Origin of the sequence: Phocaeicola plebeius DSM 17135, assembly GCF_000187895.1 — a bacterium.
Taxonomy (GTDB): Bacteria; Bacteroidota; Bacteroidia; order Bacteroidales; family Bacteroidaceae; genus Phocaeicola; species Phocaeicola plebeius.
The window spans coordinates 612,174-624,341 of sequence record NZ_DS990130.1 but is presented as its reverse complement, the minus strand read 5'-3'; the positions used below and the strand labels follow the sequence as shown (position 1 = coordinate 624,341).

The 12,168-nt window shown below is 46.9% G+C and carries 10 protein-coding genes; 1 reads left to right on the top strand and 9 read right to left on the bottom strand.

All coding sequences use genetic code 11. The features are described 5' to 3' along the window. Positions 1-19: 19 nt before the first annotated feature. The 4 genes from BACPLE_RS10740 to tamL all read right to left on the bottom strand — a co-directional run bounded on the left by BACPLE_RS10740 (position 20) and on the right by tamL (position 5,406). Positions 20-934: a glycoside hydrolase family 25 protein gene (locus BACPLE_RS10740; RefSeq protein WP_040312857.1), complete on the bottom strand. Its 915-nt coding sequence runs from the start codon at positions 932-934 to the stop codon at positions 20-22. Between the two features lie 161 nt (positions 935-1,095). Next, complete coding sequence (locus tag BACPLE_RS10735) at positions 1,096-2,739, bottom strand: diphosphate--fructose-6-phosphate 1-phosphotransferase (RefSeq protein ID WP_007561750.1); 1,644 nt, start codon at positions 2,737-2,739, stop codon at positions 1,096-1,098. A 104-nt stretch (positions 2,740-2,843) separates the two neighbouring features. Beyond that, positions 2,844-3,080: a DUF6965 family protein gene (locus tag BACPLE_RS10730; protein WP_007561749.1), complete on the bottom strand. Its 237-nt coding sequence runs from the start codon at positions 3,078-3,080 to the stop codon at positions 2,844-2,846. 16 nt (positions 3,081-3,096) lie between these two features. After that, positions 3,097-5,406, bottom strand: coding sequence for a translocation and assembly module lipoprotein TamL (tamL, locus tag BACPLE_RS10725; protein ID WP_007561748.1), 2,310 nt, complete (start codon positions 5,404-5,406; stop codon positions 3,097-3,099). Positions 5,407-5,510: 104 nt separating this feature from the next. Here tamL and BACPLE_RS10720 point away from each other — a divergent pair, with 104 nt between their 5' ends. After that, positions 5,511-6,269, top strand: a complete 759-nt coding sequence (locus tag BACPLE_RS10720) for a TrmH family RNA methyltransferase (protein ID WP_007561747.1) — start codon at positions 5,511-5,513, stop codon at positions 6,267-6,269. Here the strand turns inward: BACPLE_RS10720 and BACPLE_RS10715 are convergent. The 5 genes from BACPLE_RS10715 to ileS form a co-directional block, all read right to left on the bottom strand. Next, a complete protein-coding gene (locus tag BACPLE_RS10715) occupies positions 6,264-6,590 on the bottom strand; it encodes a hypothetical protein (RefSeq protein ID WP_007561746.1) in 327 nt (108 codons plus the stop codon). The two genes, BACPLE_RS10720 and BACPLE_RS10715, sit on opposite strands and share 6 nt — an antisense overlap. Before the next feature lie 5 nt (positions 6,591-6,595). Then, on the bottom strand, positions 6,596-7,456 hold the full coding sequence (locus BACPLE_RS10710) for a DUF4296 domain-containing protein (RefSeq protein ID WP_007561745.1): 861 nt from the start codon (positions 7,454-7,456) through the stop codon (positions 6,596-6,598). After that, positions 7,453-8,091, bottom strand: coding sequence for a lipoprotein signal peptidase (locus tag BACPLE_RS10705; protein WP_007561743.1), 639 nt, complete (start codon positions 8,089-8,091; stop codon positions 7,453-7,455). Before BACPLE_RS10705 ends, BACPLE_RS10710 begins: the two co-directional genes overlap by 4 nt. Before the next feature lie 120 nt (positions 8,092-8,211). Then, a complete protein-coding gene (locus BACPLE_RS10700; RefSeq protein WP_007561736.1) occupies positions 8,212-8,592 on the bottom strand; it encodes a TraR/DksA family transcriptional regulator in 381 nt (126 codons plus the stop codon). Positions 8,593-8,655: 63 nt separating this feature from the next. After that, the gene (ileS, locus tag BACPLE_RS10695; protein WP_007561734.1) at positions 8,656-12,144 is read right to left on the bottom strand and encodes an isoleucine--tRNA ligase; all 3,489 of its coding nucleotides are present in this window, start codon (positions 12,142-12,144) and stop codon (positions 8,656-8,658) included. Positions 12,145-12,168: the final 24 nt, after the last annotated feature.

Here is a 12,168-nt window from a genome sequence, read left to right as displayed (position 1 = left end):
GGTAAGAATTTTTTCTGAATCAGGGTATCGTCATGCGCTTCAGCTCATCCAGCGTGCCGTTGAACACATTCAGGTCCACATCCTCACGGATGCCCGGCAAACGTCCCACATCGGTATGCTGCCAGAAACGCCACTGCCCTTTGTATTCCACCGAGTCGGCATAATAATGGGCTATCCAGTACGGATAAGAGTTGAAAACGGAATCGTTCAGGTAACGGGTCTTAAATTTGTAAGAGGTATAGAGAATCGGTTTTACGCGATAATAGTTTTCGATTTTATCCAACCAGACTTTCAAGTCGCGGCGAAGCTTTTTCTCATCTTCTCCCCTCACCTCGATGTCGAGCACCGGAGGCAGGTCGCCCGATTCCAGTTTCACGGAGCGGATAAAGAAATCGGCCTGGCGGGAAGCGTCTGTCTTGGGATTGTAAAAATGATAGGCTCCGCGGATAAATCCGTGCTTGCGGGCCTCATCGAAATTATGGATAAAGGCTGTATCGCTGAAATCACCTCCCTCGGAAGCTTTCATAAATACGAAACGTACAGGGAAAGGAGCTGTCTGGGTTTTCTGCAGTTCGTTCCAGTCTATCTGTCCCTGATGGTGGGATACGTCGAAACCGTGCACCTCAAATCCGTATGGCAGACATACTCCGTATGCTTTCATGCCATAGCAGGGTTTCCAGCGGTAGGCGTACGGACGAATAAAGAAATAGTAAAAACAGATGACAAAACAGGCTCCAATGAAACCGAGCAGCAGATAGTAACACCACGAGGGCATCTGCCAGCGACGGATGGTTTTCTTCCCTTTGGAATTCCTGCCCGACGTTTTTCCGGAAGCGGTCTTCTTACTGCCTGTCGCTTTTCGGGGCGCAGGACGCTTGCGGGTTGTTTTTTTCACGGGCTCGTTCACCGCGAGAATGGGTGATTTCTTTGTCATCTCAAATAAGGTTTATAGAAAATTTCAACAGATGTACCGGCAGAACCGGTTGAGCTTGTTTCAACAAATAGCGAAGAATCCGGCCCTCTTTCGGTCGGCCTGATTCTTCGCTAAATTAATTTTCCTATAGAAAGTTCACTTCCGGGAATTCAGGAATCAAATTATTTTGCCTGTTCGTACTGCAGCGTCTTAGTAGGCTGGTCGCAAACTTCTGTAGGACCGAAGTACTGGATAGGACCCGGATATACGTAAGCTGTTTCCTTAGCCCAAGTGTCGCGTACGGCAGCGAATGCCTTGAACGGAGCACCATCCAGTTTCACCAGTGCTTTCTGGATAACCGGTTTCATTTCACCGTGACGACGTTCCATGTTCATCATCATAGTGATAGGCACACCACCTGCAATCCATTCTGCAGCAGGAGCTGTAGTGTTACGTACAGAAGACATGTAACCAGTCTTACCGTTAGCAATCAGCATAGATGCAGTGTAACCCAATGAGTAGCAGTAGTCAGCATCGAAGTTAGAAGGAGCAGCGCAACGTCCTTCGTAACCGAAGAAGTGGTGCTGAGCAGCAAACTTACCTACGAACTTGCCTTCTTCTTTCCATGCAGCCAGCTTAGTAGCTACCATTTCAGACAACAGCTTTTCAGTTTCAATCAAAGAAACCTGTACGTTTCCGTGCGGGTCACGGTCGAGTGACAACTGACGAGCTACGCCTTCCGGCAGAGAAGCATAGATAGCAGCGTTTTCAGGAGACAGCTTGCTGATGATGTATTCGCGCTGTTTAGAACGCTTGATGCTGTTGAATTCTTCACCGTTAGCAGCCAGGAAGTCGTTCAATTCAGCAATCAGACGCTTCATGGCAGGGATGAATTCAATCAAACCTTCCGGAATCAATACAGTACCGAAGTTGTTTCCGGCAGCAGCACGGTCGGCAACTACCTGAGCGATGTAAGTAACGATGTCATCCAAAGACATGTTCTTAGCTTCTACTTCTTCTGAGATGATACAGATGTTCGGCTGAGTCTGCAAAGCACATTCCAGTGCGATGTGAGAAGCAGAACGTCCCATCAACTTGATGAAGTGCCAGTATTTACGAGCTGAGTTACAGTCGCGTTCGATGTTACCGATAACTTCTGAGTAAGTCTTGCAGGCAGTATCGAAACCGAATGAAGTTTCAATCATGTCGTTCTTCAAGTCACCGTCGATAGTCTTCGGACAACCGATTACCTGTACGCCGTAGTTCTTGGCAGCATAGTATTCAGCCAATACGCAAGCGTTAGTGTTAGAGTCGTCACCACCGATGATTACCAGTGCCTTGATGCCCAGTTCTTTCAGGATTTCGTATCCTTTTTCGAACTGTTCTTCTTTTTCCAGTTTGGTACGTCCTGAACCGATAATATCGAAACCACCGGTGTTACGGTATTCGTCGATGATATCAGCTGTCAGTTCCATATAGTTGTGGTCAACCAAACCGCCAGGACCCAGGATAAAACCGTACAGTTTGTTAGCCGGATTCAGTTTCTTGATACCGTCGAACAAACCTGAGATTACGTTGTGGCCACCAGGAGCCTGTCCACCAGACAAGATTACGCCGACGTTCATCGGAGCAAATTCTTTTGCTTCACCTTCCACGAACTGGATCAACGGCATGCCGTATGTGTTCGGGAACAGCTTCTTGATTTCTTCCTGATCGGCTACAGACTGAGTCGGTTCGCCTTCCTTAGCTACTACAGCACCAGTCAACGCTTTCGGCAATTTCGGCTGGTAAGCAGCTCTTGCGATTTGTAATGCACTTTTTGTCATAATTGTTATTTTTATAAAGGTGTATGAATTAATCTTTATTATTGCTGTGCAAATTTCGTATTTTTTTTGCAAATATGAAAGAAAGCCGGCAATTTTAGCCGTATCTAGCTTCTTTTCTCTTCTTCTATCCGTGCCTTGATACGCTCCAGCAAACGAAGACAACCCTGCAAGCGCGGATTCTCATAACATACGTAGGCCTGCATGACTAACCGGCATACGGTTTCTTTGACATCGGGTATATAGATAGCCTTGTCCAGCTGCATCTCTGCCGGAAACTCGGTCTGCTCTGCCCAGGCTTTCAGCTGGTCTACTTCTTCAATGGTATATACATTCTTGTCCATATAATAATAGATGATATTAAAAGGGATAACCTACTGCAAAATGAAACGCAAAGTCGCGTTTGAAATCAGGAGAAATAATCGGATAACGGTCGCGCCCGGTGTACATCGGATTGATGGCCTTCATACCTCCGTCGAAACGGATAATCAGGAAGTCCAGGTCGAAACGCAATCCTAATCCGTAGGCCACGGCCAGCTGCTTATAGAAACGGTTGAACTTGAAGAGTCCTTCGGGCTGCATTTCCCGGTTACGAATGGTCCACACATTTCCGGCATCCACAAATGCCGCACCATTCAGTTTCCAAAACAAATGAGTACGATATTCCAAATTCAGGTCGAGCTTGATGTCACCAGTATGATTCACATAATCCAGGCTGTTGCTGTCGCCACGGTAACCGCCTGGTCCCAACGAACGAACGCTCCATCCACGCACACTGTTGGCACCCCCGGAGAAATAAAGCTTTTCAAACGGAAGACTCTTGGAGTTTCCGTACGGCACGGCCACTCCCACTCCCACATGGAACACCAGGGCATTACGGTCGTCAATCATAAAATTCTTGGCATAGTCGAAATCTGTCTTTACATACTGTGCAAAGCTGATGTTGGCCATCTGATAAGCTTCTCCGTTTTTCGGACGGCCGTTAATCATCCGCGAAAACAGATACAACAGGTTGCCCGACTCTTCGATATTGAAACGAATGGAGTAAGAATTGCGTTGCGACGTTTTCAGTGTGGTAGCACCCGAGCTGTTGTAAGTATACGTATACCCCAGACGCACGATGAACAAATCTTCATAGCTATAGCGCAGCAAGGGGTTTCTTTCGTCCATATAGTCCAGGTATTCACGGAAAGTTTCCGAACGATAGGGCATGTAGATGTAGTTCAGGTCGAACACATCGAAACGATGGGTCGCTCCCCGCTTTCCCCAACGGTAACTCCAGGCCGCAGAAGCTACCGTACGCTCAAACTCCGGGCGAATCTGCCAGTTGTATTTCATCGTCACCTCGGAAGTAGCACGGCTCCGACGGCGGAAATCAGACGAAAGGAAGGGAAACATGAATTCCGGAAAGCTCAAGCTGGTTTCCACTCCATATTCCAGGTAGTTGCTGTTGGCATATCCTTCCAGGCCCGTAACGGCTTCGTATGCTCCACGCAACTTAAAGGTGAAGGTTTCAGACCCCTTGAACAGGTTCCGGTGAGAATAAGCTACGGAAGCGGCAGCTCCCAAGTCGCCAGCCGAGTTAGTTCCTTCAATTTCAAAGGAAAGCGACTTGTTCTTGTTGCGGGTAAGCATGACATAGGCATCCAGATAAGCCGAATCGGCCTCCAGTTCTTCACGGAAACGGATGTTGGAATATTTCAGGATATTAAGACGTCCCAATGCAGAATAGGTGCTCTGCACATCGCGGGTACGATAAAGATTTCCGGATTTCAGATAATTATAGTCGCTGATGACCTGCGGACGTAAGAACAGCTTATCCTTGTAGAAGAAATTCACCCCGCCCGAACGAAGAGAATCAATTCCTTTCAGTCTGCCGGAAGTCAGTTCTGCAAAGTCCACATCGAACATGAAATCTACATTGCGTATATAATACTGGCGATGCGGTGAAGGGGGATCTTCCTTTTTCCGGCGATAAGGATGCAACTTCATAATCAAGTCGACATTGCGCGAGTTACGCATGGTATCTACCTGATACGTAATGAAGTCTTTGTTGAAACGATAATAGCCCCGGTTCTGAAGATACTGCGTGATGCGGTCGCGCTCCTGATCAAGCTTGTTTACGTCGAGACGGGAACCGGACTTCAGATAAGAACGGGCTGAATCTGCCATCAGGTAATCATGTATCTGGTAGTCGGCAATATCGTATGCCACATGCGAAATCAGGTAAGGCTCACCGGAATGAATCTGATAGCCGACCTTGATTTTTTTCCCCTTTACCTGCGTGCGCATACTCACCTGTCCGCTCATATATCCCATGTTGCGCACCGCCTGTTCTATCTGCAAGCGGGTTTCTTCAGCCAGTTTCGGGTCATAAATACGGGGAGCATCTCCCATGCGGTACAAGAAACGGTTGATCCACTTTGTGGAATCCTTGCCGGCTGCTCCGTAAATGTACATAGGAAGCTTCACCAGGCTGAACCACTTGGCATTGGGTGTCTGGCGAAGATACACATTCATCTGGGATGACTTGATTTCCTTGTTGTCTGATTCTACTTTTACATTGTCCAGAAGATAGTGCCCCTCAGGAATGAATTTACTGACCGAACATCCGCTCAGAAAAAGCAACAGGACAAGCAGGCCGATATAGATACGGGGGATTATCTTCATACAAACTGAAACTATATGCAAAATTTTATATGCAAAGATAGGCAATATTAAAAATATCTTCTTAGCTTTGTTCTTAAAATATAATTAAAAATCCCCGTCACACTATGCTGAGCAAAAACAGAATCAAATATATCCGGTCATTGGAGATGAAAAAATACCGGAAAGCAGAAAAAGCTTTCTTAGCCGAAGGTAACAAACTGGTCAACGACCTGCTGGGACACTTTTCATGCAAGCTGTTGATTGCTACGGCACAATGGCTGGAAACTCATCCACTTCTGCTTGCTCAGGAAACCATTGAAGTAAGCGCGGAGGAACTGGCACGTGCCAGCCTGCTGAAAACTCCGCAAGAGGTGCTGGCCGTATTCGACCTGCCTTCTTATACCTACGACGATTCTTTGCCGGGCCATTCGCTCTGCCTGGCACTGGATGACGTGCAAGACCCGGGCAACCTGGGTACCATCATCCGCATTGCCGACTGGTTTGGCATAGAGGATATTTTCTGTTCGCAAGGTACTGCCGACGCCTTTAATCCGAAAACCGTACAGGCCACAATGGGAGCTCTGGCACGTGTCAGGCTACATTACTGCGATTTGAAAGAGTTCATTCGCGTGCAGACAGAAAGAAACGTGCCGGTATTCGGTACTTTCCTGGACGGGAAAAACATCTATTCGCAGAAATTATCGGCACAAGGGGTTATCGTGATGGGTAATGAAGGAAACGGGGTGTGCAAGGAAATTGAGAATCTTGTTTCTCAGAAACTGCTGATTCCCAACTACCCGCAAGGAAAAGAAACCAGCGAATCGCTGAACGTAGCGGTGGCAACTGCCATCGTGTGTGCGGAATTCCGCCGCCGTCTGTCATAAACGTACCAGGCGGCTCCGGTCGGTGAATGCCATCTTCTGCAAGTCAAAAAACGACACATGGAAAGCATAAAGCGGCTGGTCTCCTACCACTGCAGAAGCCGTCCGCGCACGAAATTCCTGAAATGTTTCGTCTTTCCTTAATTCCGGAGCAGAAGCTGCCAGAATAATCAGTCCGCCCAGCCACTGGGTATTCCGGACTTCTTCTTCCAAAGGCTCCATCGACACCCAGGTATGACCCGATACTTCCAGCCCTATACGCTGCATGCGGAACAGTTTGTCCTGCCCCGCATGCCAGAGATAATGAGATGCATAATACTGCATAAGTATCAACGTTTGGTAATTTCCTGCCGCTTCACCCTACGAAGGGTATCGTTCGGAGCAAGTGTATCGGCCTTCACAGCCACAGAATCATTCTGCTGCGGCAAGTTCTCTTCACGCATGCGATAACGCATCAGACGTATATCGCTGATCAAAGCTGATGAGTGGTCTTTTCCGGTGTAATACATGAATCCGGTCACGCTCTTGTACTTGAATGCGGAATCCGGGCGAAGCATCAGACGCTGTATGCCCGAAGCCTCTACCACCCGACTGATTCCTTGCGTACTGTCGTTATCAAATGTCAGGTTCATGGCCATCACTACCTTACCTTCACGCTTGCCTTTGGGCAAGAAAGAGAAATTAGCTTCCAGCACCATCTTGTCCCTCTCGTGGAACGAAGTGTCGGCCTTCAAATCGAAAGTCACCTTATTGGTAAGTGAAGAAGAAGTCAGCCAATAAATGGTACGGTCTTGCCATAGGTCCACCGTATCACCCGACAATGAAACCGTCACCTCTCCGCTGCTGCGTACTGTCTGTTTTTTCAGCAGCTCGGCAGTAGTTTCCATGCGCTTCTGCAGATTCTGATAAATCGTATTCATCTCGTCGCTGTGGCGCGAATACCACACCATGGACGAATCAAACTCCGCCTCCGTTACTCCATGCTTCTGGAACACGTATGCCAGATAAGCCTGTTTCTTGTAATTCTCATCGTAAGGCAAATCATTACTCATCGTAGTCGCCAGATGATAATCATAAAGCAGGTTCTCCATGGCTTGCGGCTGGATAATATCTTCCGGCACTTTCTTGCCACAACTCCACATGCCGCACAACGCCAGCATGGTCACTCCTATAAGCGATATTCGTTTCATTTTTTGACCTCTTTATGAGAAGTTTCCGTATTCAGGTAATGCGAATAGAAAATAAGCAAGGCGATGATGCCGCAACTGATAGCCGCATCGGCAAAGTTAAAAATAGGACTGAAGAAAATAAAGTGATCACCTCCTACAAAAGGCATCCAGTCAGGCCAGTAGGTATCGATAATCGGGAAATAGAACATATCGACCACCTTGCCATGCAACCAGTCGGAATATCCCTGACCCAGTGGAACCCACGAAGCAATCTGCGAATGCGTGCTCTCGCTGAATATCTCTCCATAGAACACACAGTCGATGATGTTACCCACCGCACCGGCCAGAATCAAGGAGAGACAAACCAGGTAGCCATTCTTCACCTTGTCCGTCCGTTTCACCAGTTTCACCAGATAAACCGTAATCAAGATGGCAGCCACGATACGGAAAAGTGTCAGGAACAGTTTGGCAAAAATCTCCAGACCAAAAGCCATACCGTTGTTTTCCGTGAAATAGATATAAAACCAGTCGGTCACATGAATGTTTTCATGCAAATACATGTTTGTCTTCACCGCAATTTTGATAAGCTGGTCGATAATCAGCACTCCTGCCACCACAAGAGTAACCAGACGTCCCTGAGTGAAAAATCTTTTCATCTTCTTCAATTTGCAATTTGTATTCAAAAAAATTGAGAACTGAAAATTGAAAATGGATCACTTTGAAAAGTCCCGTTTCTCAATTTTCAATTCCCAATCTTCAATTAAAAATTCATTTCGTTACTTCTTTCCCTGCTGCTTGGCCTCGATGCTCAATGTAGCATGAGGAACAGCACGAAGGCGCTCAGCGGGAATCAATTTACCTGTTTCGCGACAGATACCGTAAGTTTTGTTTTCAATACGGACCAGTGCCGCACGCAAGTTTTGAATGAACTTCAGCTGACGGGCAGCCAGACGAGTAGTTTCTTCTTTCGATAAGGTATTGGCACCTTCTTCCAGCACTTTATATGTGGGAGATGTATCGTCAGTATCGTTACCATCTGTGTTCATTATACTACTTTTCAGTTTCTCATAGTCGCGTTCCGCGAGCTGAAGTTTCTCCATGATAATGGCGCGGAATTCCTCAAGTTCTGCGTCAGAATACCTTGTTTTTTCAGCCATAGTGCTTAAGTTTTAAGTTAATAATAGTATCCACCCGACTAAAGCCGGGTGGATGGGTTCATATTACAGCTTCGTTACATTTACATACAACGAGAAGTCATCAAAGTTAAGTTCAGTGCCGTCTGCCACTTCATCGGCCAGTGTCAGTGAGTTAGCCAGCACTTGGTTGCAAATATAAGTATTATATTCATTTATCGCGTCATCGGTATTTGAATTTTTTGACAGCACGATAGCAATCTTGTCAGTAATTTCAAAACCGCTGCTCTTACGGATATTCTGAATACGGTTCACCAGTTCGCGGGCAATACCTTCACGCTTCAGCTCATCGGTTACAGTCACTTCAAGTGCTACGGTCAGTTTGCCTTCGTTGGCTACCAGCCATCCCGGAATGTCTTCGCTGAAGATTTCTACGTCGGCAGCTTCTACCACCGCATCGGCTCCGTCAAGCTGGAAGGTGTAACTTCCGTTCTTTTCCAGTTCAGCAATAGCTTCCTGCGACATACCTGCCACAGCTGCAGCCACAGCCTTCATCTGTTTTCCGAATTTCGGGCCCAGTTTCTTGAAGTCGCATTTTACTTTCTTCACCAGTACGCCTGCCGCACCATCCACGAACTTGATTTCTTTCACGTTCACCTCGTTCATGATCAAATCTTTCACGGCTTCGATATGCTGCTTCTGCGCTTCATCTACTACCGGAATCATGATACACTGCAGCGGCTGACGAACCTTAATGTTGACTTTACGACGCAAAGCCAATACCATAGAAGTCACATCCTGTGCCATCTGCATACGAGCTTCCAGTTCTGCATTAATCAGGTTTTCATCGGCTACCGGGAACTTGGCAAGGTGAACAGATACTACCTGGTCACGTCCGGTCACCGCAATCAAATCCATGTACAGACGGTCTGCATAGAACGGAGCAATCGGCGCCATCAGCTTAGCTACCGTTTCCAAGCAAGTGTACAAGGTCTGGTAAGCAGACAACTTATCAGTTGACATGGCACTACCCCAGAAACGTTTACGGTTCAGACGCACGTACCAGTTACTCAAGTTATCGTTTACAAAGTCTGTAATCAGACGGCCAGCCTTTGTCGGTTCGTAATCGGCAAAGCAAGCATCCACATTCTTAATCAATGAATTCAACAGTGAAAGAATCCAACGGTCAATTTCCGGACGCTCGTTCATCGGCACATCTTCTTCAGCGTATGTAAAGCCATCTACATTGGCATACAGTGCAAAGAATGAGTAAGTATTATACAATGTTCCAAAGAACTTACGACGTACTTCATCCACTCCGTCTGTATCGAACTTCAAGTTGTCCCATGGAGAAGAGTTGGTAATCATGTACCAGCGCAACGGGTCAGAACCAAACTTCTCGATGGCACCGAACGGATCTACAGCATTACCCAGACGCTTAGACATCTTGTTTCCGTTCTTGTCGAGTACCAGACCATTTGAAATCACGTTCTTGTAAGCCACACTGTCGAACACCATTGTAGCGATGGCATGCAATGTAAAGAACCATCCACGAGTCTGGTCCACACCTTCCGCGATGAAGTCGGCCGGATAGTAGCTGCGTGAATCTACCAGTTCCTTGTTTTCGAACGGATAGTGCAACTGTGCATACGGCATAGCACCTGAGTCAAACCATACGTCAATCAAGTCTGATTCACGCTTCATCGGTTTGCCTGAAGCAGATACCAGGATGATGTCGTCTACATACGGACGGTGCAAGTCAATCTTATCGTAGTTTTCCTTGTTATATACACCCGGCTGGAATCCTAATTTCTTATACGGATTTTCTGTCATGAAGCCAGCTGCTACAGACTTCTCTATCTCGTTGTACAGTTCTTCTACTGAACCGATGCAGATTTCTTCGCCATCCTCACTTCTCCAGATAGGCAGCGGAGTACCCCAGTAGCGTGAACGGCTCAAGTTCCAGTCATTCAAGTTTTCCAGCCACTTGCCGAAACGTCCGGAACCAGTTGATTCAGGTTTCCAGTTGATGGTCTTGTTCAACTCAATCATACGGTCCTTGCAAGCAGTAGAGCGGATAAACCAGCTATCCAGCGGATAGTACAATACCGGTTTGTCGGTACGCCAGCAGTGCGGATAGTTGTGCACATGCTTTTCAGTCTTGAATGCCAGTCCCTGCTGTTTCAGCATCATGCAGATATATACGTCGAGCGATTCAGCAGCCTGTGCAGCCTTTTCATCGTATTTTCCGTCTACAGTGAACTGCGGATCGTATGCGTTCTTCACCCAACGGCCTTCATATTCCTTGTATTTTTCTACATCGACACATTCCTTTACGAAAGCCTCATCCAGTTCCTCCATCAGGTAGAACTTACCGGTCAGGTCAACCATCGGACGAGTCTCGCCTTTCTTATTAATCATGAACAAAGAAGGAATACCTGCCGCACGAGCCACGTTCGCATCGTCCGCACCAAATGTCGGTGCAATATGTACGATACCCGTACCGTCTTCTGTAGTGACATAATCACCCGGGATGACACGGAATGCTTTAGCCGAAGCTTCTTTCCAGGAACCGTCTTCTGCAACTTCCACTGGTTTCACCCATGGGATAAGCTGCTCGTATTCCATACCAACCAGGTCAGTACCCTTGTACTCGCCTACCACTTTGAACGGAATCAGTTTATCACCCGGCTTGTAGTCTTCCAGTGCAATGTCTTCTGCCTTTTTATTGAAATGCGTATAGAGCAAAGGTTTGGCAAGTACCACCGTCATCTTTTCTCCATTATAAGCATTGTAAGTCTGAACAGCTACATAGTCAATCTTCGGGCCCACACAAAGTGCCGTATTTGAAGGCAATGTCCACGGAGTAGTAGTCCATGCAATGAAGTAAGGTGTACCCCACTCTGCCATTTCCGGCTTCGGATTCTTCATCTTGAACTGACCTACCACGGTAAGGTCTTTCACGTCGCGGTAACATCCCGGCTGGTTCAACTCATGTGAGCTCAAGCCTGTACCTGCTGCCGGAGAATACGGCTGGATGGTATATCCCTTGTACAGCAAACCTTTCTTGTAAAGCTGCTGCAACAACCACCACAAAGTTTCAATGTAACGGTTATCGTAAGTAATGTACGGATTTTCCAGGTCTACCCAGTAACCCATCTTATGGGTAAGGTCAGTCCATTCTTTCGTGAACTTCATGACATCCGTGCGGCAATGCTTGTTGTAGTCTGCCACAGAAATCGTTTTACCGATATCCTCTTTAGTGATTCCAAGTGCCTTTTCCACTCCCAGTTCCACCGGAAGTCCGTGTGTATCCCATCCAGCTTTACGCTTCACCTGGAAACCTTTCATGGTCTTGAAACGACAGAATGTATCCTTAATTGTACGTGCCATCACGTGGTGAATACCCGGCATACCGTTAGCCGAGGGAGGACCTTCGTAGAACACGAAAGAAGGATACCCCTCACGTTCTGTCATACTTTTAGAGAACACATCGTTTTCATCCCATTTTTTCAGCACCTCCTTGTTTATTTCTGACAAGTTGAGCTGAGAATATTCAGTAAACTTCTTACTCATAATTATGTGGTTTTTATCTAATTT